The sequence below is a fragment of the Oceanobacillus sp. B139/18 genome, from assembly GCF_055524595.1.
On sequence record NZ_JBVFXI010000002.1, the window covers coordinates 209,253 to 234,200 of the forward strand.

The 24,948-nt window shown below is 38.9% G+C and carries 22 protein-coding genes; all 22 read right to left on the minus strand.

Going from position 1 to position 24,948, the window contains the following annotated elements:
- Positions 1-3: 3 nt before the first annotated feature.
- Entirely contained in the window at positions 4-1,035 is a 1,032-nt protein-coding gene (locus ACZSMY_RS08395) for a bifunctional lytic transglycosylase/C40 family peptidase (RefSeq protein WP_042533103.1), read from the minus strand.
- Positions 1,032-3,209 carry a CD3337/EF1877 family mobilome membrane protein gene (locus ACZSMY_RS08400; protein WP_465147658.1) on the minus strand — a complete coding sequence of 726 codons (2,178 nt, stop codon included), beginning with the start codon at positions 3,207-3,209 and terminating at the stop codon, positions 1,032-1,034. The genes ACZSMY_RS08395 and ACZSMY_RS08400 overlap by 4 nt, the downstream gene beginning before the upstream one ends.
- Before the next feature lie 4 nt (positions 3,210-3,213).
- Positions 3,214-5,661, minus strand: a complete 2,448-nt coding sequence (tcpF, locus tag ACZSMY_RS08405) for a conjugal transfer ATPase TcpF (RefSeq protein WP_042533098.1) — start codon at positions 5,659-5,661, stop codon at positions 3,214-3,216.
- On the minus strand, positions 5,658-6,038 hold the full coding sequence (locus ACZSMY_RS08410) for a conjugal transfer protein (protein ID WP_042533096.1): 381 nt from the start codon (positions 6,036-6,038) through the stop codon (positions 5,658-5,660). Before ACZSMY_RS08410 ends, tcpF begins: the two co-directional genes overlap by 4 nt.
- A gap of 59 nt (positions 6,039-6,097) precedes the next feature.
- Complete coding sequence (locus tag ACZSMY_RS08415) at positions 6,098-6,598, minus strand: antirestriction protein ArdA (protein WP_042533094.1); 501 nt, start codon at positions 6,596-6,598, stop codon at positions 6,098-6,100.
- Positions 6,599-6,655: 57 nt separating this feature from the next.
- A complete protein-coding gene (locus ACZSMY_RS08420) occupies positions 6,656-7,165 on the minus strand; it encodes an antirestriction protein ArdA (protein ID WP_042533093.1) in 510 nt (169 codons plus the stop codon).
- A gap of 165 nt (positions 7,166-7,330) precedes the next feature.
- A complete protein-coding gene (locus tag ACZSMY_RS08425) occupies positions 7,331-7,552 on the minus strand; it encodes a hypothetical protein (protein WP_042533092.1) in 222 nt (73 codons plus the stop codon).
- A gap of 15 nt (positions 7,553-7,567) precedes the next feature.
- Positions 7,568-8,785, minus strand: a complete 1,218-nt coding sequence (gene mobT, locus ACZSMY_RS08430) for a MobT family relaxase (RefSeq protein ID WP_042533091.1) — start codon at positions 8,783-8,785, stop codon at positions 7,568-7,570.
- A 222-nt stretch (positions 8,786-9,007) separates the two neighbouring features.
- The gene (locus ACZSMY_RS08435; protein ID WP_130860294.1) at positions 9,008-10,345 is read right to left on the minus strand and encodes an FtsK/SpoIIIE domain-containing protein; all 1,338 of its coding nucleotides are present in this window, start codon (positions 10,343-10,345) and stop codon (positions 9,008-9,010) included.
- A 2-nt stretch (positions 10,346-10,347) separates the two neighbouring features.
- Positions 10,348-10,731 (minus strand): YdcP family protein, encoded by a 384-nt coding sequence (locus ACZSMY_RS08440; RefSeq protein ID WP_066186230.1) that lies wholly within the window; start codon positions 10,729-10,731, stop codon positions 10,348-10,350.
- A gap of 29 nt (positions 10,732-10,760) precedes the next feature.
- The gene (locus ACZSMY_RS08445) at positions 10,761-11,075 is read right to left on the minus strand and encodes a YdcP family protein (RefSeq protein ID WP_066186233.1); all 315 of its coding nucleotides are present in this window, start codon (positions 11,073-11,075) and stop codon (positions 10,761-10,763) included.
- 193 nt (positions 11,076-11,268) lie between these two features.
- Positions 11,269-11,448, minus strand: coding sequence for a hypothetical protein (locus ACZSMY_RS08450; protein ID WP_066186235.1), 180 nt, complete (start codon positions 11,446-11,448; stop codon positions 11,269-11,271).
- 19 nt (positions 11,449-11,467) lie between these two features.
- Positions 11,468-11,662: a hypothetical protein gene (locus tag ACZSMY_RS08455; RefSeq protein WP_066186238.1), complete on the minus strand. Its 195-nt coding sequence runs from the start codon at positions 11,660-11,662 to the stop codon at positions 11,468-11,470.
- Between the two features lie 82 nt (positions 11,663-11,744).
- Positions 11,745-12,806 carry a DNA cytosine methyltransferase gene (locus ACZSMY_RS08460; RefSeq protein WP_066186241.1) on the minus strand — a complete coding sequence of 354 codons (1,062 nt, stop codon included), beginning with the start codon at positions 12,804-12,806 and terminating at the stop codon, positions 11,745-11,747.
- 274 nt (positions 12,807-13,080) lie between these two features.
- On the minus strand, positions 13,081-14,478 hold the full coding sequence (gene rlmD / locus ACZSMY_RS08465; protein WP_368901396.1) for a 23S rRNA (uracil(1939)-C(5))-methyltransferase RlmD: 1,398 nt from the start codon (positions 14,476-14,478) through the stop codon (positions 13,081-13,083).
- Positions 14,479-14,624: 146 nt separating this feature from the next.
- Positions 14,625-15,539 (minus strand): diacylglycerol kinase, encoded by a 915-nt coding sequence (locus tag ACZSMY_RS08470; RefSeq protein ID WP_193063861.1) that lies wholly within the window; start codon positions 15,537-15,539, stop codon positions 14,625-14,627.
- A gap of 495 nt (positions 15,540-16,034) precedes the next feature.
- Positions 16,035-17,465: an Asp-tRNA(Asn)/Glu-tRNA(Gln) amidotransferase subunit GatB gene (gatB, locus tag ACZSMY_RS08475; RefSeq protein ID WP_465147659.1), complete on the minus strand. Its 1,431-nt coding sequence runs from the start codon at positions 17,463-17,465 to the stop codon at positions 16,035-16,037.
- On the minus strand, positions 17,465-18,931 hold the full coding sequence (gatA, locus tag ACZSMY_RS08480; protein WP_042533068.1) for an Asp-tRNA(Asn)/Glu-tRNA(Gln) amidotransferase subunit GatA: 1,467 nt from the start codon (positions 18,929-18,931) through the stop codon (positions 17,465-17,467). The genes gatB and gatA overlap by 1 nt, the downstream gene beginning before the upstream one ends.
- An 18-nt stretch (positions 18,932-18,949) precedes the next feature.
- Positions 18,950-19,240: an Asp-tRNA(Asn)/Glu-tRNA(Gln) amidotransferase subunit GatC gene (gene gatC / locus ACZSMY_RS08485; RefSeq protein ID WP_042533066.1), complete on the minus strand. Its 291-nt coding sequence runs from the start codon at positions 19,238-19,240 to the stop codon at positions 18,950-18,952.
- Between the two features lie 956 nt (positions 19,241-20,196).
- Positions 20,197-21,465: a helix-turn-helix domain-containing protein gene (locus ACZSMY_RS08490; protein ID WP_042533064.1), complete on the minus strand. Its 1,269-nt coding sequence runs from the start codon at positions 21,463-21,465 to the stop codon at positions 20,197-20,199.
- A 348-nt stretch (positions 21,466-21,813) separates the two neighbouring features.
- Positions 21,814-22,932, minus strand: coding sequence for a CamS family sex pheromone protein (locus tag ACZSMY_RS08495; RefSeq protein WP_368901399.1), 1,119 nt, complete (start codon positions 22,930-22,932; stop codon positions 21,814-21,816).
- Positions 22,933-22,938: 6 nt separating this feature from the next.
- Positions 22,939-24,948: an NAD-dependent DNA ligase LigA gene (ligA, locus tag ACZSMY_RS08500; protein ID WP_465147660.1), complete on the minus strand. Its 2,010-nt coding sequence runs from the start codon at positions 24,946-24,948 to the stop codon at positions 22,939-22,941.

Genomic DNA, 24,948 nt, shown 5'->3' on the forward strand with positions numbered 1-24,948 from the left:
TCCTTAGTTTTTGATACGTCCAGCACCTACTAGATGTTCTTGCCAGTAAGAAGATGTTAAATCCGCATAACCGATCGGATTCCCCGCATGGAACATTTGATTGTTTCCAACATAAATTCCATTATGCGTAATGTAGTTGGCGGTGTTGTAAGTCGAATGGAAAAATACTAAATCTCCTGGCTTTGCTTCTGATAGAGGGATGTGTTCTGTAGCTTCATACTGTTCTTGAGCGGTACGAGGTAAATTAATTCCTGCTTCACGGAAAATCCATTGTATAAGTCCACTACAATCAAATGAAGTATCAGGATGAGCCCCACCAAAAACATATGGGAAACCCTCATATTTTAAGGCTTCTTCCATCACCAGTCGAAAGGTATCATCATCAAAGGACGGCGTTTCACGAAGATAAGGTTGAAGTAAATCTAAATAAAACATATTGCCATAGCCGTACCTCCAACCACCGTTTTTCTCTATCGCAATGGGGTTAGAGTAGCTGACTTTCTTTCCTCCTGATCGCTCTTTCGCAAAGCTTTCAGCTAGATCAAAAGTGTAAGAGTTTCCTCGTCCTGCCACATAATCAATAAAAGCCCCGCCATAGTTATAAGCTTGAAGTACGGTCGAATCATCGACACCTTTTGTATCTGCTGACTGCAATAAGTTCGCAAGGTATTTCGTTCCCTGTTTAATAGAAGCTTCCGTATCTAACGTGTTCGGTGGTAATCCTAATGATTCACTTGATTGCATAACATCCTCGGCATTACCACCACTTTCAACAGCAATAATCGCAAGTAAAATCGGCACATAGTCGCTGATTCCATATTCATTTGCGTATTTTTCCACCATTGGTTGATGAGCCAGCACATCTTTGGATAGAGATACATTTTGCCAATCATTTGGTGAACCTAAATCCATGGAAGAATCAAAATCTCCTGCTTCATCGGAAATAAAGATAGCAACAAAGGCAAGTAATCCTAAGAATGCCAAGAAACCTATCCCACCGATAATCAGCATGATTTTAAGCTTTAAGAATGTCATGATTTTTTCCTCCTAACGGTTTGTCTCTGGCGTGGAGGTTTCACTTTTTGACGTGTTCGTTTTCTAGGAAGGACAGGTCGCTTAATCACCTGTTGTTCTTTTCCTTTCGATGTTTGTTTCGGCAGTCGGGTAGGGTGTGTTCTTTGACTTTGCTTCTTTCTTTTTGTGGATACTTGATAAGGCTGATTCACTTTTCTATTTTGATTCTGTAATCTTTGAATTTTTTCTTTTTGCACAGGCACTTGTTTTCTTTTATGACTTTCAGGATTCAGACTTTCTTTCGGCTTCATTTTCTGTTTCTCTTTTGTGAATGAGGAAGGAGAATTCTTTTGTACCGTAGGCTTATTGGAGTAAGCAGTGATATTTTTCTTCTTTTTATCCAAAGCTTGTCGTCTTTCCGCAATCGTCTTTCGATGTTTACTTGTGCGTTCGGTGTTTTCACGTTGTCGCTGCTCTTTGGCTTGTGACACTCCTTGTTTAAAATCCTTGCCTGGCCGTTGAATTTTTTCTTTTCCTTGAGCCAAAGCGTATTTCGTTGTGGTTGGTAAATCTTTGACTTGCTGTTTTCTGTGGTTGATATTCGCTCGTACACGATTTTTCGTGTCTAACACTTTTCCAGTGGTTTGTCCGATCTTTTGACTAAATGATTTTCGCTCCTGATTAGGTTTCTCTGTTTTGTTTGACCGCATAGAGTGCAGACTTTGTATAGGTCGACGGAGAGAGAAAGAATGTTGTGTTTTTCCTGATTTACTCATCATTTTGCCAACGGTTGCTCCAGCCGTTACACCTGTTAACGTACGACTAATGGAACGTTGTAACCTTCGACCACTGCGATAGGCCATCTGTTTCGGGCGACGCATAACGCTCCGTCCAACTTGTTGGGTGTCGCTGCTTTGTAAACGAAACATACTCATGATGTCGCCAAGCTTCATATAAATCCCTGCAAAAGTCACAATTTGCAGAAAAGCAATTAAGAAAAACGGATAGGAGCTGGTTAAGCTATACAGCATGGACGAAATACTAAAAGCTATCGTTATCACGAGTGTGATTCCAGCACGCAGCATAATCACGTTAAACAGTTTTAAAATGGCCTGTTTACCCATGTTTTCAAAAGTCGGTATCATGGAAAGCAGAAAACTAATAGGTAGAAATGTCGCAAACACAATAAATAGAAGTTGGGAGAAAATCATCATCCCCGATAAAAGAAATACAAATATGGAAATCCCGATATTAAATATAAACAAGAAAAAAACCATCCCTAAGCGAGTAGTCGTTTTGGTAATGGTCAAATTTTTATTATCGTGATCCTCAATTTCTGCTTGCACGGCTGCTTCTCGATCTTCTCCATTGTTTGTATCAGGACTGATGGAAACTAAAGCGTCCACTCGTTCTTCTCCAATCGCTTCTTTGTCCGAGTTATCAAACTGCAATAATAACCATGGTTGCTCCACTTGAATGGAAAAAAGGTTATTTCGAATCATATCGTCACTATCACTTCCTTGACTGTTGGAGTTAGGCATAAGAATGTTTGTACCTAAGTCAAGTGCTGCTTCACTTACATCTGCGGAAAAATCATTAATTTTTGTAATATAGGTTGGGGCAAACGCAATAAAAGCCGCTGATACGATAAACACCACTAGGAAATTCAAAATAGCACGAAAAGCCTTTGTTGTTTCTCGTTTCATGAGACCTGTATAGGTAACATAAATTCCAACAATCAATACAAAGAGAAGAAGGAAACCAACATAAAAACCTTCTGTTCCAAAACCTTGTGCAGTAACTCCAGCCAATGTTTGCATATTCTGTCCGATGGCGGTTGCTGTTTCAGAAATAAAATCAAGAGAATACGCTTGTTGTACTAAATAACCAGTGGCATTGGAAAGATATAAATTGATAATCCAAATAAAATTGGTGATCGTGTACAGTCCGTACATGACTTGTTTTCCGATTCCATCATCCCAATTCCACGGCAGCCAATCCCACCCCGAATCCACAAAAAAATCTAACTGATAATGGTCGAGTGGATACAAGGAATAAAGATTGTCCTCTGATACCGTATCATCAACTAATCCAGCAGCCTGTGTTACAGTAAACAGGGAAAGAAACAATAAAAAAATGACCGCACCAATGAGTACCGTCATCCATACAATCTTTTTCAGTTTTGGTTTGTTCATCTTATCACTGCCTTTCTAGGACAGGTGGTCGAGTGTCGAAAGCGTCAAATAAATCTTCAAACACAGGATGAACCTGAATAATCCCAACTCGTCCATATAAATCTTGCATAAGGCATTGTCCATTTTCCAATTCTCTTAATCGACGTTGATTGGCTTCATCTTCCGCGTCCACGCCAAAAAATTGCAGCGTTTTTTTAATTTCTGTACTATCCCTGGAACGAAACGCAAATTTCACACCAATATTATTCTTCAATTTTTCGTCTGTTAGATCGTCAGCGTTCTGGGTAACAAAGTACACACCTGCATTCATGGAGCGGCCAGCACGTACCAGTTTATTAGAAAGTGTTTTCCCTTGTGCCACTTGTAAAAAGCTCCAGGCCTCATCAACATCTACAATTTTAAAAATACTGCGATCAGAGTGAATGAAGTCTAAGGCAAATGTAGAAATAATAATTAACATGGCGACACTCAACAATTCCATTGTCGTGTATTCTTCAAAGTTGGTTTCCGCGTCAGGCAATACTAAATCTGCCACCTGTATAATATTGAGCTGTTTTTCTAAGCTGATAGAATTTTGAACCGTTCCGTCTGAAAAGAGAAGGTGGGCAAAGTCATAATCGGTAAAACTTTCGATATGATCTGCAATAGTGGAAGCAAGCGGATTTGGATCACTCCTTAGTTCATGAATCACCAGCATTAAGCCGCGTTCCTCTTGTTGACCGATTGCTCGAATAGCTCGTCGTAAGACAGGAAACTTATCACCATCCCGACTGGAAATACCCGTTAAGAAGGTAAGAATATCAATCGCTAAACTTTCCGAATCCTTCTTATTTTTCATAATGACAAACGGGTCAAGCAGCCCTTGATTGCTTTCTTCACTGGTTAAATTAACGATATTAATTTCATCAGCAATATCAGGTAAAGCTTCTTTCCAGCCGCCACGTTCGCCCTTAGGGTCGACAACCAATGCTTGACCACCAAAAAGAACGGCATAGTATACCAGTAAGTTATTGGAGAACGATTTTCCACCACCAAGTGAACCTAAAAAAGCAGAGGCCAAAGCGTTCGTGACAGAGCCTTTTACACCTTGACTAGCGAGACTAGGATTGAGATAGACATTTCTTCCCGTATCTAAGTTGTACCCAAAATAAATGCCTTCATTTTCTCCTAACATTTGCGTTGCACCAAATCCAAGGCCAGCTAAAAAATCCGAAGTGACATACTGTACATAGTCGGAGATATAGCGTTTACTGGCAGGAATAAATTCACCATGTAAACCCAACATATCGCCAAATGGGCGAACAAGTTTTACATTTAAGTCATCATAAAAATCTTTGACTTCATTACAGCGTTGTTTGAGTTCATCCAAACTAGAAGCAGATACCCGAATGACATAGCTTAACTTATACATGGATTCTTTCGTCTGATCGAGGACATCCTCTAATTCATTGACTTGTTCCAAAGCTTCCAACACGTTATTTCCCGTTTCATTATCTGAATCCATCGCATGGTTATCTAAATCCTTTAATTCCTTTTTCTTATTGCGTACGGTTGATAATGCTTTTTTATTGGTGACTATCTCGACATGCATAGAGGTGTCGATTGGAAACGTGAATTGTTGTTGCTGATAGTAAAAGATTTCATCACTGGGAAATTCCAAATCACCAACAATGGAATTAATGGTAAAGTAAGCAACATAAGTTGTTGTATCTTCCTGTTCCAACTTGATGTAACGCTGTTTTTCTGTAATCAGACAGCGTGTGGGTTTAATGAGGTCATAACGTTTGACGTAAGTTTCTTTTTCACCTTTCTCATAAGAGAGGTTATAACTGTAATCTTCAAAGGCAATACCCGTTTGTCCGTGTAAGTGTTCGATTAAATACCCCATGTCATTTTTCGTTAAAGGCCGAACCTTAAAACGCTTAGTGATTTTATTTTGTAATAATTGTTCCATTTTTAGAAAACGAGCAACTTCACTATGTGGCATAGAAACAAAATCACCCATTAAATGATGATTCACGTCTCGAACAAAGGTTGAGAGAGACGCCGTTACTGATTCTCCCATCGATTTCATACTGACTTCTTCTTCATTCAACAAAAGCTTAAATCCAATAAAGAAACGATAATCGACTTGATGTTCTCCAATCATGGAAACAAGGGCTTCTGTTTGATCGTCAATTCGATTGTAAGCTGCTTCTTGCAGCCTTCCTGTTACAAGTTCTTTACTTCGTTCTTGTACCGAACGAATACTGCTCTCGGTGCTTATCTGTAAGGCATGGATTTTTCCATCTTGATTTTGGGCAATGAGTTGACGAAAGTGTTCGTGTACTTGCATTTTTTCATCTTCAGATAAGAAGGAATAGTTGTATGGCAATAATTCGTAATAAGCAAATGCTTCTCCATCATGATTAAAAACAAGGTTATTTTCGATATATTTAATTGGATAACTCATACGATTTTCCCCCTTACCGCTGTAATGGTTTCATTGACCGATTGTTTTTTAAATTTGACTGGCTTGTTTGCATAGGTCACTTTAGGGCGAAACCAATACGTGATAACAGACTTTAGGAAACCATAAGGTTTTTTGCCGTCAAAGCTCTTTTTACTCATAAACCATGTCAACGCTACTGGAACACCAACATATTTTAATAGTACTCCATCAATCAAAGAGAGGGGAGGAAGGTTTCCAAGTAACATAACGGCCAAAAGAGAAAGCACAAACCAAGTCATCTGCGAAAAAGTGACAGGAAAGGGCAAACGAAAATCGTTGATCGCATAAATGACTTTTTCCACCGACCAAATTCGTGTGTAGCTCTTTAATTTTTTCACGTCTTAACATCCTTTCCAAAGAAAAAAGCAGCCTGTGTCTAAACAAGCTGCCTTTCTATTTATTGCTTATATTCAAAGATTCCATGGGAGGTAACAAGAAAATCACCATTGATTTCAAGATCACGTCCGTATGAACTGTAATCAAAATAGTATTGTAAACTGGGATCTACACCACTAAGCATTCCAGTTTCCTCTATATAATACCGAGCTACATCTTCCATACTTTCACAATCAGAGTAACATTCAATAGCATCTTGATGTTCCAATAATTCTTCGACGCTATTAAACCAATAACTCTGTATTTCGGAGAGAGCGTCATACAAGGGAGTGCCTTCAATTTCCTGTACCATTTCACATAAACGATTGATTTCGGAAATCGGCGTGTACTCATGGATTTCAAACGGCAATTCAAAGTCGTGTATGGCGTATTCTTCATATTCACCGTTTAACCCAATTCGTTCTTTTACTTCCTCTACATCAATAGGTGGCGTAAACCAAGCACCAACCGTTTCTCCTTCATTATATTTTCCGAGGTTTGCTATATACACTTGCATTTCCATGTTTTAAAGCCTCCTAACAAAAGAAAAACAGCCTGTTAGTACAAGCTGCTTTTCCATTTATTTTAGATATTCAAATATACCATTGGCAGTCACAAGAAAATTGCCATGAATCTCAAAATCTCGCCCAATAGCTTGATAATCAATATAGTCTTCAAGATTAAAAGGGACTTCTGCAAATAGACGGGTTATACCTGATTCTTCCATCCAAAATTTCGCTATATCTATTAAATCGGTACAATCAGGGTAATAAAGGATTTTATACTGATTTTCAAGTAATTCTTCTAAGCTATTAAACCAATGTTTTTGTACTTCGGGAAGAGCGTCGTATAAGGGGGAACCTTCCATTTCTTGCACCATTCCGCATAAACGATTGATTTCAGAAACAGGTGTGGATTCGTCTATTTCAAAGGGTAAATCATAATCAAAAATGGCATATTCTTTGTATTCCCCGTCCAAACCTATACGTTCTTTCATTTCCTCCAAATCAATAGGTGGTTCAAACCAAGATCCTCTGATTTGATCCTCCTTATATCTATCAAGATTCACAATAAAAACTTGCATTCTCATGGAAATTCACCTCTTTTCTAAAAAAGAATCATAAAAAAAGCACCAGCAAGGTGTTTACTGGTACATCACATAAACTTATTTATCCCTTCCGCGCTACCGCTTGGATCACCATTTGTCTGCAGAACATAAGGAAAGCACTTATCTTCCACAGACAAACGGTACAATTTAAGCCCCTATTATCCTGTTAAATAGGTTTAATAACACATCTTTTACACCTGAAGCGTTAAAGACTAGTCCAACAGCAACGAGAGCAATAATCAGAAAACCTATCAATTTGGAAAACTCACGCTTAAATCCTAAATAAATGCCAATCACAACAATAGCCATTAACACTAAGGATTGTGCGTTGTCCAAAAACCAGTTATAAATATTCTGCCCGAAATTCATTTGACTGTCTCCTTTCTATTTTTCATCATTTTTAGTGGACGGAAGGCGAATCGCTTTCTCTACAGGAACAGTTTGTTGCAAAAGTATCTTTTGATGACGGTCCGATAACTCTGCTTGTGCTAACATATCTTTGATGACAGTGGTTTGATTGATTTCATCCACTTCTGTTGCTAACTTCCAAGTAGGAGCAACCTGATGAGCTAACCATCTCAACGTTTTATCAAATGTGTACGGTTCTGGTTTTGTCGTTAAAGAAATTTTTCGATTCACACCTAAATCCAAAAAGCGTTGCCAATCTGCATTCATTTTCCAACTGCTCCGCCGTTTTTTCTCATCCTTATCTACAAAACGAATGTAACGGTTAATGATGGAGAAGGCGGTTTTTCCTGCGTCCTCATAAGTCATTAAGTCAACAATCGCATGGTAGGCTCGATCATTTTTAAGTCGAATTTCAAAACGATTTTTCACCTCGGTGTCCTCGATAGACGTACCAAATTTCACATACTGCTCATAATCTTTTTCATAGATACTAAAATATACGTCGCTTTTTAACGAACCGATATATAAGGTATGACCCATGTCAGGTTTATCTTCTGCATGAACTAGTTCACCCGAACGATAGCTTTTAAAATTGCGAAATACCGTGACACATTCTTCATTTCTGCATTTTTGAGTGAGAAAGGGGATATCCAAAATTCCTGTCTTATCATTAATGGCAAGGTCAATTCGCTTAAAGACACCACCCACACGAAACACTTCCATAAAAAAATCAAACCATGTGCGTTGTTGGGCTAAAAGGAAATTTTCAAATTGACGACAACCTTTCCCTTTTAGTTCAAGCAGACATCCTTTGTCCTCGTCAGGAGATACCATTACCACAATATCTCCATAGACATATTGCTCAAAGTACGAGTAAAAAGCAAAATCTTCATGAAGCATATAACTCTTTTTTAACTGCAAAATATCTTCAATCACTGGTGTAGGATTCGTTGTTAAAAATCGAATTCGCACATAGTCAAATAATATCTCCAAAGGTGCTTCTGGGTTAAACTGTTCTAAAATATCAAACAAAGTAGTTTGAATAGCTTCTGAAGGTGTCACTTTTCCTGTCTCAATTTCACTTAGATATTGTCTTGAAATCCCAACGTGTATCGCCAATTTATTTTGGGATACGCCATATTCCAATCTCTTTTCTCTTAATACGTGATACCAAGGCATTTGATACACTTGCATTCCTCCTAACTAAAAAAAAGATGTCAACTTTGACTTAAAAGCTGACATCTTTGTGATATATCCCTAACCGTTGTGCCATCAGGCTTTATTGGCTTTTGGAACAGTTTTCAATTGTTTTTCTACCCCCCTGTTAGATAAGGGGGGTTAAAGCGTGGCTGTCGCCACGCAGGCTTAACCCAGCACAGCGCCTTTCGCTTCGCACGGCGCCGCACTGGGCAGCCTTTAGTTTGTGAGTTTACCTATTTCTTTTAGGAAGTCATGTCCTTTAGGGACAAATGGTGTGTAAAATTCAGAGATCACATTATCTCCTTTATCTACATAGCCGCGTCCTTTGATTTGTTTAAGAAAAAATTGCTTTTGCACATCTGACCCAAAAAGCATTCCGTACCCCAGTTCTGATATACGCCCTAAACCTACCCTGAAATTAAATTGGTCACGAATCCCATCCCCAAGGTATTTTGCGTCTGGTCTTTGACAAGCAAGAATTAAGAAGAAGCCTGACTGCCTACCCAACATAACAATCTGTTTCAGTTTACTCATGACTTTGACGCTTTCTTTCCCGACCATTTCCATAAATGAGGTGTACTCGTCAAAGATTAAAAAACGGGCTGGCAAGCCTAAATAGGCATAGTTTTCACCAGTCTTATAATTTGGCATTTGCTTCATTTCTTCGTTCCGTTTCATCATGTCTTCATAGAACTGATCAATACAAGCTGTCATATCTTCCTTTTTGTAGTACACGTCAGGCATAACGGTAGCTAAGTCTGCCAAATCAGCATTTTTAGGATCTAGGATATATAGTTTTGCGTCTGTTTTGAGTAGAGCTTCAATCAGTGTCAGAATAAAATAGCTTTTTCCGCCACCTGTACCGCCAGCGATCAACATATGCGGTAACTTATCATACTCCCAATAAAAAGACTCCATTAATTTTAAACTTCCATCCTGTGCGATAACCTCATCAATGGAAATGCGGTTCGCAATCATATCATAGAAAAGCGTGTACTCCACGTAGGAATCACGTAATTCCTTCGATACCAATTCACAATACAAACCGCTTTCCAGTTTGGTTTCTAAATTTAATAATGGTTCTTGAAACTTGCCAAGTGTAATCTCTACTTGAATGTAAAACAAACCCTTTTCAAACCGATAATAGATTTTCGGAAAATGACTGATTTTCTCCTTTGATTTATTAGATGGGATATCCTTAAAGAAGCTCTCTTGCGTGACTTGTTTTGTTTCGTACCAGCTGTTTTCTAAAACCATTTTAGCAAGTTTTTGACGATGAATAAGCTGTTTGAAGTGGTTATAGCAATAACGATAATAAACAAAAGCACAAGCTGCCGTTAAAACGAGACTAATACACAACGCCACTAATCCATACTTGCTAATAAAATGTGCTTGTAGTTCTTCAAGTTCCCATGTTGTAGACAATAAAAAAGATAAGTGAAAAGGGAGGAAGAATAGAAGCCATATACCAACCAGCGATATAAACACAAATTGAAAAACGAGAGAAGCGTCTTTTTCTCTAATACGTTTCCCTCGTTTTTTGAAAGGTTTCATTCTTATTTATCCTTATTAGGTGGTGTTTTTGATGGTTTTTCTCCAATAGTTGAAGTTGCTTTTCCTTTTAACACGATGTCATCGGCTTTTATATACCAATCGACATCCGCACCACGAAAGGTAGCATTGGCGACCGTATCCGCAATAGGGTTCATAATTTCTACTTCTGCATTATAATCAAACTCTTTTAATGGAACAGAAGCAGGAAGACTTACTTGTATCATGCGTCCTTGTTCCCTGGACTTTAAATCATACGTGCGTTCCTTTACCTCTGTAGAAACAGTACCATCTTCATTTTGAAGGAACACTTCGCGTCGTAAAGCAGAAAATTTCAATACCCCAAATGTTTTTTCCTTATCAATCACAATTCCTTGTGCTAATCTCATGTGATATTCCTCCTTATATGTTGACTATGTTATGCTTTGACGATGTTGTCAGCATGTAGTATATAATTTGTAAAACCACGATCACCGATTTTATAGCCTTCTGCGGTAATACGTGCATTCACCAGTTTTACTTTGTCCTCATGTTCAAAGAATTTTTCCCCAGCTTCATTCGGGAGAACAACCTCAATATCATCTGCCCGTTGAATATCGGAATACAGATTATAACTGCGGGATAATGTTGTCATACGTCCATTAATCCGTCGTTGTTCTACTTTTCCTTCTCCTGCATATTCTAAGTTTCCAAATGTTTTCTCCATATTTGGGATGACATATTTTAGTTCCATAATAATGACCTCTTTTCTTTATTATTTTATTTCTTAAATACATAACAAAAACGATAAAAGCGGAGGAGAACGTGAATAATAAATAATCATATCAAATGACCTCCTGTCACTTCATTTTCTTAACCAAATACTTGTTCTCTGTATTCTTTTTATACAGAAAGAATTCTATAAAAGAATCTTTAAGCTACATAAATTAACTATCTTGAAGCATTTCTTTATATTTTTGAATATCTATTGTGTCTTCTAAATCGCAAAGACGGCTATCCAATCCTCTTTGTACATCTTCTTCTGAATGACCTGCTGCTCTTAAATCCTTTTCTATTTCTGCCTTTACATTATCATCAAGTACACAAATAAAAGTTGTGATATTCATAATCATTCTCCTTTTATAATTAAAAACGATAATCAACACGTCCGTATATTACACACCAAAAAACAATCATGGATTCCCCTTTTTTATCACGCACTAATTTTCCATGAAGAAAAAACGGATACTCTTCAATCTCAACCTCATTCAGCACAAAATGGTCATCAATCCATTCCATGACCTTATCTTCGTATATTTCTTCCTCTTTCAAAGACATCATGTTCCTTCTCCTTTCCTGCGTCTTTATCCATTAAAAAAGCATGTCAGATGACCATAATCCAACAAGCTAAGAAATTAATTATCTATAAACTTTCTGCAACACCAGCCATAATATATTCGGCACATGGTACAGCAATTGAATTTCCAAGTGCTTTATATCTGGCATAATCGCTGATTGCTTTTTCTTGTTCTCCAAAAGCTGTCCAGCCTTCGGGCAATCCCATCAAACGTTCACATTCCAATGGAGTAAGCTGCCGAATAAAACCTTCTTTTTCTTTCCCTTCATACCAAAACGAAAAAAGATTAACGGAACCAGCTAGCATTGTTGGAAAAGGGTCATCTGTCTTTCCGAAACTTCCAATGAATCCTGTTTCGTTTTTTTCTTTTGCGGCACTTCGCATACGTCTTTCTTGAAAGGGTCGGATGATGGGTATGTTCCTCCTTGTTTCTTTAACAGGTATTCCACAGGAGCCGGCGGAGGACAGCCTGTTTTTTCCGCAAGACGCAGGAAACGATTGCAAATCACGGGCTTTAAATAATATTTCTTTGGCACGGTTTCCTCTAAAATCTGCCACGAGGAAGATACGTCTTCTTCTTTGAGCGAGAGTGGGCTTTCCCCAATATCGGGCGTCCAACAATCGCCAACAGACATCAACGTTGTTCCCTCGAACCATTCCGGCGTTTGCCCATCCTCCAGAAGTAGGCATTGGAATTTTGGAACCTGTGAAAGATTCCAGCACGGCTTTAAAATCCATCCTGTTATTTGATGAAAAAGCTCCCATGACGTTTTCCCAAACAGCGATAACTGGATAGACACCATTCGTTGCACACCTCATTTCTTCAATAATTCGTAATGCTTGATAAAATAAGTTGGATTTACTTCCAGCAAGGCCTTCTCGCTTACCAATGTTAGATAAATCCTGACAAGGAGAACCAAAGGTAATGATATGAACAGGTGGTATTTCTCCACCATCTATTTTTGTAATATCTCCAAGATGAAGCATATTAGGAAAATGACGTTTCGTAATTGCAATTGGTGCCTTCTCAACTTCACTTGCCCAAACAGGTTTCACTCCATAAAAAGAAGCAGCTAAAGGAAATACACCGATTCCATCAAATAAACTTCCTAACGTAAGAAGTTTCATATCAATCACAACCTTTATTTCATTTATTAGAGGTTCATTTTTTATAAGAAAATCAATAAATTCTCAAAATAAATTTCCAATTTTGACATAAAAAAATAGACGTTCATTTTTCTGAACGCCTAAAATTTTTAAACTTACTTATTATGGAATTTTTATTTTGTTGTGTCTCCATATACCAGATTGATTCCCACTGAAACGTCAACATGATGTTTTAGCACTTTTTTTCGCCCATTTTGACCATCAGGTATAAATTGGTAATGCTTGTGAAACACTGTCATACTAAGGATTTCGACGTATTCTTCCGTTGTATCGAAACTATAACCTCCACATGCCCCGTATTCGGAAACATATCCACCGGCTGTACTTCCTTCGTCTCATAACCGCCGTCCTCTAAAATACGCAAATCCCTTGCCAGTGTCGAAGGATTACAGGAAACATAAACAATCCGCTTCGGCTTCATCTCCATCATCGCATCCAAAAATTCCGGATCACAACCCTTTCTCGGAGGATCGACAACAATCACATCTGGATCTAAGCCTTCCTTCTTCCACTTAGGCATCACTTTTTCAGCCTGTCCAACGGTAAACTCCGCGTTATCTATTCCATTATATGCTGCATTTTTCTTTGCATCTTCAATGGCTTCTGGAACAACCTCGATTCCATATACTTTTTTTGCTTTTTGGGCAAGGAAGAGCGAGATTGTTCCTATGCCGCAATATGCATCGATCACTACATCATTTTTATCAATAGCTGCATACTCCAAAGCTTTATCATAAAGCACCTTCGTCTGAACAGGATTCACTTGATAAAAGGACTTTGGCGAAATCGCAAAGGTTAAATCGCCTATTGTATCGTGGATATAAGCTGCTCCCCACAATACGTTTGTCTTCTTCCCTAAAATCACATTCGTGCGCTGGTCATTGATATTCTGCACAATCGAACGGATAAATGGAAACTTCTTTGTCAGTTCTTCGATGATTCGCTCTTTGCCGGGAAGCTTGGCTGTACGCGTTACAAAAACAACCATCATTTCTCCTGTAAAATGGCCTGTCCGTATCATAATATGACGCAGTTCGCCTCGATGTGTTTCTTCATTATAAGCTTGAACACCATATTTATTCATTAAGTGTCGAACAAATGGGAGCACCTCATTCATTGCGTGACTATGCACATGGCAGGTGTCCTGATTCTGCAGAATCCGGTGGCTTCTTTTCTGATAGTAGCCTGTAATTAATTCACCGTTTTTTTCATCGACAGGAATTTGTATCTTATTTCGGTAATGAGAAGGATCTTCCATCCCAATGATTGGATGCACGGGGACATGCTCCAGATGGGCTACTTTTTTCATCACATTATGGACCTGATTCTGTTTCATTTGTAATTGAAGGGCATAGCTCATATGCTGGAGCTGACAGCCTCCACAATATACATGGCAGGTTGGATTCACACGTTCCGGGCTTGTTTTCTTCAGCTCTAACAGCTTTCCAAATCCATATTTTTTATTTGCTTTAACCACTTTAATAACGGCTTCTTCTTCCGGTAAGGTCTTTGGAATAAACAAAGGATAGCCGTCCACTTTTCCTACGCCGCTTCCTTCATGGGTAATATCTTCAATTGTAATAGTCAATTGTTCATTTTTTTGAACAGGGGTATTTCCTGTTGTTTTTGCCATTGTCATCTTCCTCTATTTCCGTAATCACTTTTGCTCACTTTATTCTATCACAGGCTTTTAACAAACAACAACTGTTCCTATGCTCAAGGAGACAGGAGCAATCAAAAAAGCCTCTAAAACAACTGTATGTTTAGAGACTTTCATCTTTATTCCAGCTCTTCTTGATGCTCGATGAATTCTGCTGGGACCATAAACTCGATATGTTCCTGAAGATTGATGAATTCTCCCGGCAGCATACCGCCGTATTCCCCATCAATATTCAGCTGCATTTTATCCTCATTCGTCACTTTAATTCGCTTTGCCTGTGTATAGATGATGTTTTTACTTTTTAAATGTTCCCCTCGAAGGGCAAGTGATGCAATTTGAATAAATTCTGCAAGATTTGTTTTCTTTAGAATAAGAACATCAAAGTACCCATCATTTAAACGTGCATCGGGAGCAAGCTTTTCAAAACCGCCGACGGAATTCGTATTAGAGATTAGAAATAGCATGATATCTTCTTCCAGTACATGTTCATCGTACTCAATTCTGACATGCGCCGGCTTTAAAGAAGGAAGCATCTCAATGCCTTTCATATAATATGCTAATTGACCTAACATTGTTTTTAATTTGCTCGGGACATCATATGTTAATTCTGTCAGTTTTCCTCCGCCGGCAATATTAATAAAATAATGCTCGTTGACTTTTCCGATATCTAATTTCAGCGAATTGCCTTCTAAGATAACATCTACAGCTTTATTAATATCTCTGGGAATTTGAAGTGCTCTGGCAAAATCATTTGTTGTTCCAGCAGGCAATATCCCTAACTTTGGCCGATATTCCTGTTCGGCTACGCCATGTACGACCTCATTGATCGTACCATCGCCGCCAGCCGCAACAATTAAGTCATAGCCTCTTTCTACAGCAGTTCTTGCAGCGTCGATAGCATCCCCTTCACATGTTGTCGCATGTGCGGAAGTTTCATAGCCGGCAGTTTCCAGCTTTTCTAAAATATTGGGTAATGCTTTTTTGATTGCTTCACGTCCCGAAGTTGGGTTATAAATGATTCGGGCCTTCTCCATGTTCTTTCCTCCCCATACGGTCCATCTTGCAATTGCTTCTTTACAGACACGTATTATATAAAGTATAACTTCATTCTTTGCTTTTCTTCTCCTTAGATGAAAGGAAACCTAGAGAACCTCACAACATTCCATAGCAAATATTTACTATACGTATTACAGAACGGTGATATTCACTGAAATCTCTCTCAAAATAGATTCATAATAAAAAGCAGTATTTATCCATGATCTGACATGAATAACCTATGAAGTTCCTTTATGTTGAAATTATAATCGTATTAAATAAACTCGTCTAATCCATATCATAGACTTTTTTGATGTGTTTGAAAAGCAAAATGAACAAAAAATAACAAGTCTCGATAAAATGTGTTGTTTTTCTACAATGATGGTCCATTTTCTTTTCATCTTTTTTCACATTGGAGAGGCTGCCACATTTCATTTCTGCGACAGCCTTCCCTTGTTGCTTCTTTTATTTTATTACCATTCTACCAAGAAAGCTTATCGTTTCTCCAGCTCCGCAGCAAGAATTTCATTTACCAGCGGCGGGTTCGCCTGTCCTTTTGTTGCTTTCATAATTTGTCCGACAAGGAATCCTTTTGCTTTTTTCTTTCCATCCTTGAAATCAATGATAGATTGTTCGTTTTGATCAAGAATTTCATTCACGATTGGCTTCAATTGCTCTGGGTCTGAGATTTGAACCAGGCCTTGTTCTTCAACAATTTTTTCTGGGTCGCCGCCATTTTCAACCAGCTCTGCAAATACCTTCTTCGCAATTTTAGAAGAGATTGTGCCGTCTTCAATCAATTTAACCATTTTCGCCAGGGCATCTGGTGTAATTGCCAGCTCTTCAATCTCTTTATAATGCTTATTCATATAGGCAGAGACTTCTCCCATTAACCAGTTGGATACTTGTTTGATATCTGCTCCGTGCTCTGCTGCTTCCTCAAAGAAATCAGACATCTGCTTAGATGCCGTTAACACATTCGCATCATATTCTGATAAGCCTAAGTCGCTTACGTAACGCTCTCTTCTGGCATCTGGAAGCTCAGGAATTTCACTGCGGATGCGTTCCTTCCAAGCCTCATCAATATATAATGGTACAAGGTCCGGCTCAGGGAAATAACGATAATCATCCGAACCTTCTTTGATACGCATCAGAATCGTTTCTTTTGTTTTTTCATCGTAACGGCGTGTTTCCTGCAGGATTTCTCCGCCGGATAATAATACTTTTTCCTGACGTGTTTCTTCAAATTCTAATCCTTTTTGAACAAAGGAGAAAGAATTTAAGTTTTTCAGTTCTGCTTTGGTACCAAATTCCTCTTGTCCGATTGGACGAAGTGAAATATTGGCATCACAGCGCAGGGAGCCTTCCTGCATCTTCACATCCGATACACCTGTATACTGAATAATATTTTTCAGCTTCTCTAAGTATGCATATGCTTCTTCTGGAGAACGCATATCCGGCTCAGATACAATTTCAACTAATGGTGTTCCTTGACGATTGTAATCGACATAGGAATAACCGTCTTCCCCATGTGTTAATTTTCCTGCATCCTCTTCCAGGTGCAGGCGGGTGATACCGATCTTTTTCTTTTTGCCGTTTACTTCAATTTCAATCCAGCCATTCTCGCCGATTGGCTGATCAAATTGCGAGATTTGATAAGCTTTCGGGTTATCTGGATAGAAATAGTTTTTACGGTCAAATTTCGTATCTGTTGCAATTTCACAATTGAGTGCCATTGCCGCTTTCATCGCAAAGTTGACTGCTTCTTCATTTAAGACTGGCAGTGTGCCCGGATAACCTAAGTCAATCGGATTGACATTCGTATTTGGCGCGGAACCAAATTCATTTGTACTCGGACTGAATATTTTTGATGCGGTTTTTAATTCTACGTGTACCTCAAGTCCAATAATTGTTTCGAAATTCATTACTTGGCACCTCCTAGTTGAGGTCGTTTTGTATGGTGTTCTGTTGCTTGTTCAAATGCATGTGCAGCACGATAAACAGTGCTCTCATCAAAATAGTTTCCGATAACCTGCAAGCCGATTGGCAATCCATCCTCGGAGAAACCGCAAGGAATAGAAATACCGGGAACGCCTGCTAAGTTGACAGGAATCGTTAAGATATCATTCACATACATCGTTAATGGATCACTTGTTTTTTCACCGACCTTAAATGCCGGTGTCGGTGTTGTCGGTCCAACAATCACATCATATTCTTCTAAAATTTTATCAAAGTCATTTTTAATTAATGTACGTACTTTTTGTGCTTTTTTATAATAGGCATCATAGTAACCAGAGCTGAGGGCAAAGGTTCCAAGCATAATACGGCGTTTTACTTCATCACCGAAGCCTTCACTGCGGGATTTCACAAACATATCCAACATATTTTCTGCATTATCTGAACGGACACCATAGCGTACGCCGTCAAAACGGGCTAAGTTCGCAGAAGCCTCAGAGGATGATAATAAGTAATAAGTTGAAAGTGCATATTTAGAATGTGGCAAGGATACTTCTTCCCAAGTGGCACCAAGGGATTCATAGACCTTCAACGCCTCTAAAACAGCATTTTTTACTTCTTCGGAAACTCCTTCTGCTAAGTATTCTTTAGGAACAGCTATTTTTAATCCCTTTACATCGCCAGTTAATGCTTCTGTATAAGCCGGAACTTCTACATCTGCACTGGTAGAGTCCATTTTGTCATGTCCTGCAATAACTTCCAGTACACGTGCATTATCCTCTACCGTACGGGTCAATGGGCCAATTTGGTCCAGAGAGGATGCAAACGCCACAAGTCCAAAGCGGGATACACGTCCATAAGTAGGCTTCATTCCTACAACACCGCAGAATGCTGCCGGCTGACGAATCGATCCGCCTGTATCCGATCCAAGTGAGAATAATACTTCCCCTGCTGCGACTGCTGCTGCAGAACCACCGCTGGAACCGCCCGGAACGTGATCTGTATTCCAAGGATTACGAGTCGGCTCATAGCCGGAGTTTTCATTGGAAGATCCCATCGCAAATTCATCCATATTTAATTTACCGACTGCAACCGGATTTTCAGCATCCAGCTTGTCAACAACGGTTGCATTGTATAACGGGTCCGTGAAATTATCTAAAAATTGACTTGCACAGGTAGTACGAAGTCCTTTCGTTACGATATTATCTTTAATACCAGCCGGGATACCAAATAATACACCGGATTTATTCTCACGTTTGTCCAGTTCTCTTGCTTTCTCCAGCGCTTTTTCTTCATCAAGTGTCAGGAATGCATGCACATCTCCGTCCACTTCTTTAATTTGCTGATAAGATTCTTTCACTAAGTCTTCTACAGTAATCTCTTGATTATGTAATTTTGCTTCCAATTCTTTTATCGTATAGTCAAATAAAGACATGAATATGTTTGCCTCCTTTTATTCTAGAATCGATGGAACACGGATTTGTCCATCCTTTTGGTCAGGAGCATTCTTCAATGCATCCTCTTGTGTAATCCACTTTTTAGGTTCATCTTTACGCATCACATTTTTCAAATCTAATACGTGTGTGGTTGGCTTCACATTATCTGTATCTAATTCATTCAGCTGCTCAGCATATTCAATGATAGCACTCAGCTCATTCGCCATTTGTTCCACAGCTTCATCATCAAATTCCAAGCGTGCGAGATTAGCTACATGCTTTACTTGCTCTTTTGAAATCTCTGCCATTTGCTTAACCTCCAAAATAATCGTATTTATTTATAATATGCTATAAAAATAGCACTTATATTCGAGCGTGCATTTAGAATAAACATCATTCAGCCTATACACTCATTAAAACAACATTATATCATTTTTATAAGATGTTTTATATTAATAATGATATTAATGTTGCTTTATAAGACAAATTATTTAATTTACCTTTTGCTCCAAGTAAAATAAATTATTTCCCCTATAATTAAGCACTCTAACTAGCGACGGTTTTGATGGGGCGAGTAATCGCAGTCCCAGTCCCAAGGTGAAGACCCCGCAGAAAAAAGCGTACTTCTTTTTTTCTACCCACAGGGCATAAGTGCGACTTTGCTTCTGTCTGCGCCTGTCGGCTTGCCAATCAGCAAGTCTTCTTTGAAAGAGATGAGCTCGGGGCCCATGGAAAGCGTAGTGTTTTTCGGCAGCGATAGCTAGAAGATAGAATATTAATTTCAAATTATATAGCAATAATACCGTTATTAACACGGATTCCACTTATGATAATAGCAAAACTTGCTTATACAAGGCAAGTTTATATTGCTGCATAAGAACGAAAAGCGCAAAGCGCCCGTTTAAAAACGTAGAAACTGCGCCCCCGGTCTTTGGGGGTGGTTCGACCTTGGTCGAACTTCCTTTACTTACGAGATAAAGGAATCACGGTGAGGTAACGAACCGATGATGACTTTCGCTCGCGGAGCATAAGTGCGGCTTCAGCTCTGTCTGCGCCTGACGGCTTGCCAATCGCTGAGTCTTCTTTATCGTAGGGCACAACGTGAAGTTTCCTGATTTTTGGCGCTTGGATCTGGACATGGTTATTTTTGAATAAATAATTTAAAATGCAAAATTTTATCTTTCTTACACCTCAAAAAAACCAAGTTATACTATAATTTATAATTAACATTATAGAATAACTTGGTTTTAGACATAAAATTATATCAAATGTGAGCAATATGCTTATACATTTGGTTTACTTCTCTATAATACTGTGCCGCGTCCTTGTAATTATTATTACCTTCATAGCGTTTTGCCAGCAGCTCGGAATAAAGAATAAAATTCCCGTAGTCCTTTTGCTTCTTTAATAATGGAAGTAAATCTTTGACCAATAATTGTTCAAACAGATTGAACTGTTCTTCAAGCAGATAATTATAGCTGCGCAAGATGTATTTATACACAAGGTATGGCTGTTTATCCTTTAAATCATAGAATACACTTAATCCGTAATCAATATACTCTTCTGCCTCATCATAATAATTCGAATGATAATATTCACGTACGAGTGAAGCTGTGATCTCCACTTTGGTATTCGCTGACACGTCTGAATCATTTAAAATCCCTTTATAGTATTCAATCGCTTTTGTCGAATCACCCTTTGAAGCATATAGATAACCAAGATTCTGGTGAATCTTTTGAACGACTTTTTTATCATGAATGGTTTCTGCAAGCTGCAGACCAAGTGTGAAATTTTTAATTGCCTTTTCATAAAGCTTAATATGAGTATAACAAATTCCTAAAATATTATGGGCACGTGCACAGTGCAGGAAGCTATATTGCTTCATATACATTTCCAGAGCCTCTTCTGCATATTCGATTGCTTCAAGGGAGTTCCTCAGCTTAGAATGTGCCATCGAAATATAATACTTCAAGTCGGCCTCTGCCTTTTCCTCCAGGCGATGATCCTCTGTAATTTTTTCTGCCCGTTTATATTGATACATGGAATGATAATAATTCTTCACCGCAAAGCTGTAGCGTCCATTAAATAAATACCAGTAATACTGTTCTTCTACACTAAACGTGTTTACAACCTCTTTTAACTGCGTAATTTTATTGGCAGCCAAATCGATTCTTTCAATGAATAAAAAATAATTAATCTTATGAATCTCAAACATAATGAGATGATTAGAATAATTTTTATCCATCAGCATCTGGATTTCCTGATAGGCAGCTTCCATGTCTTTTTCTTTGGTATTCTCATCAAGCATCTCATACCAATTCTTACAGAGTTCGCCGATTTTCTCCTCCTGGCTCTGATCTATTGTAATACAAAGCCGGTGACACAGCCTTCGGATAATATCCTCATTCGGTTCTGTTTTTTGATTCTCAATCTTCGATAAATAGGATAAAGAAACAATTCCCTCCGATAGCTCCCCTAGAGTCATTTTCTGCTTTGTACGCTGGATTTTGATATACGTCCCAATCGCTATCATGTTATCTTTCACCCCACACTTTTATACTTTTATCACGGCATAGCGGTTCGTGATGCAACCGTCTCTGTAATAGAGAAATTATGTTTGACTGCTTATCTAATTTTTTCATAAATAAAGAAAATTAGTGCGAAAGTGCTTAAAAACATTTTCCAATGATAAGCTATTTTAATTCCTTTGTCATTATATCTTCTATAAACCCATTGTACCATACTCTGCCGTTCTTCAATTTGGGAAAATCAATAGAAGAATCATTAAATAACTTTCGCCTTCCCGGAAAATTTTCTTAAAAAAAGAAAATTCACTGCTGCTAGCTGATAAACTGCTAGTAACAGTGAATTTCCTGATGCTTTAATCATAAATATGAACTTGAATTTCATCCTCACCCGCATTACGGTAAAGCAGGCTCTCCGTCTTTTGGCTGGAAGTAATATTAACTTCTATATCATAATAGTTTGGAAACATATCTTCAATCAGACCATACACATACTGGGTAAAACCGATAACCTCTCCCTTGCCGTAAAATTCTATCGGGACATCGATGCGTAATTTCTGAAGCTCCTCATCTATATAGAAGCCTTCCCCTACCATTCCGACATAGTTTGGAAAGAAATCACGAATTTCATTTCCAAAGCTTGTTACAAGCTCTTGATCATCATAATATTTTTCCTGACCTTCATCAGAAGGGAAGAGGATATTTTCTTCTTCTACATCCTCCCAGCCGTCAATTGAGCTGCTCCCTCCATCCACATTTGTTTTAGCTACAAAATTTCCCGGCACAGGAGAAGCTTGCTCCTCTTCCCGGTAAATACCGATCATAATAGGAACATCACTGAGCTCTTCATCATTTTCTCGAATATCATTGACAATATCCTGTGCAATTTCTGTTGCTTGTTCCATCATTGCACTTTCAGAGATATCTTCATATTGGTAAGGCTCGCCAGTATCTGTCTGGAATTGATAAACAGATTTCATCGCAAGTCCTATAGAGATTCCTTCTAAATTGACATTTCCATCCTCTGTCTGTGTTAAATAATTTTGTTCTAGAACATGTGATAAATAACGCGGATTTTCCCTGAAGGTCTCTTCATCTGCCCCTAGATTTACTTCAGGATTTAAATCATCAATCCAATTATTCACACGATCTTCTGTAAAATATTGCCCTTCCTGAAAATAATAATCTTCCGGACTATATGAATCCGTGGACAGACGGCGTAGTCCTTCTTCCATTTCATCAATATCTACACGGTTCGCCATTTGCCTTGTAATAACGCCTCTTGCCTCACTTGGCTGATATGGTAAAATCATTCGGTAATTTTCCCCTGAAAGTCTATTGCTAGGCACGATAGAAGTCTCTTCCTGGCTGCTGGCATCCTCCTGGACGACTTCCTCCTCGCTGGATGACTTCTGCTGCACACATCCGCTTAAAAACAGTGCCACTACACTAATGGATAGCATCCATTTTTTCAAAGCGAATCACTCCTCTCCCTCGGTCGCTTCTTTTAACTCTGTTTCACTCCACACTTCTATCCCCAGTTTTTCTGCTTTTTCCAGCTTTGATCCGGCGTCCGCTCCAGCAATAAGGACATCTGTTTTTTTACTTACACTGCCTGTTACTGCCCCGCCTAACGATTCAATCAGCTCTTTCGCTTCTTTTCTCGTATACTGCTCCATTTTACCAGTCAATACAACTGTTTTTCCAGAGAATAAGCTATCTGTTTTTATTTCTGATTTCTTTTGACCGGTGTAAGTCATATTTACACCCAGCTCTTTTAATTCCTTCAATAGCTGCGTCACTTTTTCTTCTTCAAAATATCGGACAATGGAATCTGCCATTTTCTCGCCAATTTCTTCAATGGCTACAATTTCCTCCAAGTTGGCATGCTGAAGCCGCTCCATGGTTTCAAATTCCATCGCCAGAGTCTGTGCTGCTTTTGAACCAATAAAACGAATCCCAAGTCCGAACAATAATCTTTCCAATGAATTGGCTTTAGAAGCCTCAATAGCATTTAAAAGATTAGTAACGGATTTTTCGCCCATCCGTTCTAAATTCAACAAATCCTCTTTTTCCAATCGATATAAATCAGCAATGGTATGGACCAAATCTTCACGGAAAAGCTGAATGATAACTTTTTCTCCTAAACCATCAATATTCATCGCATTCCGGGAGACAAAGTGAACCAATCCCTCCATCAATTGTGCCGGACAGTTCGGATTGATGCAGCGTAATGCTACTTCCCCTTCTAGACGAACCAGTTCATTGCCGCAGTCCGGACATTCCTCAGGCATATGAAATTCTTTTTCTTCCCCGGTCCGCTGTTCGATAATCGAGCGGACAACCTTTGGAATAATATCGCCTGCTTTTTTGATAACTACCTGATCCCCAATCCGGATATCCTGTTCACGAATTAAATCCTCGTTATGCAAGGAAGCCCGCTGCACAGTTGATCCTGCTATACGGACAGGTTCAAGAATGGCTGTCGGAGTCACTACGCCTGTTCTGCCGATGCTTAATACAATATCTTTTAAAGTAGTTACAACTTCTTCTGCCGGGAATTTATAAGCAATCGCCCACCGCGGGCTTTTCGCAGTAAATCCCAGTTCATCCTGATGATCCAGGCTGTCTACTTTCACCACAATCCCGTCAATTTCGTAATTTAAATCCTTGCGGTGTTCGGTCCAATACGTAACGAATTCCAATACCTCTTCAATGCTCTTACATCTTTTCCATTCTTTATTTGTTTTAAATCCCAGACGATGCAAGGCCTCTAAGCTTTCACTATGACTGGTGATATTACTGTTTTCCCATTCACCGACGCCGTATAGAAAAATATCTAAATTACGTTTAGCTGCAATTTTCGGGTTCAGCTGCCTCAATGATCCAGCAGCTGCATTTCTCGGGTTGGCAAACGGTTCTTCACTCTTTTCTTCCCTTTCTTTATTCATCTCTAAAAAGGACTTATGCGGCATAAAAGCTTCGCCGCGAACCTCCAAAGTTCCAGCTTCTTTGATACTTAATGGAATACTTCGTATCGTGCGCAGGTTAGATGTAATGTCTTCACCAATTCTTCCATCGCCGCGAGTGGAACCCAGAACAAATTTGCCCTCCTGATATTTTAGAGAAATCGCTAAACCATCTATTTTCAACTCGCACACAAAAGTAACCTCACCAGATACGCCTTCTTGAGCCCGTCTGGCAAAATCTCTTAGATCCTGCTCATTAAAAGCATTGCCAAGGCTCATCATTGGCGTTTCATGCGTTACCTTCCGAAAAGCATCAAGCGGTTCTCCACCAATCCGCTGAGTAGGAGAATCCTCTCTAGCAAGGTCTGGATACTCTTTTTCTAAATCCTCCAGCTCCCTTAACTTCTGATCATACTCCGAATCGGGTACAGTCGGGTTGTCCAATACATAATAGGAATAACCATATTGATTAAGGACTTCTACTAAGGAATCCATGCGTTCTTTGATTTCTTGTTTGTTCAT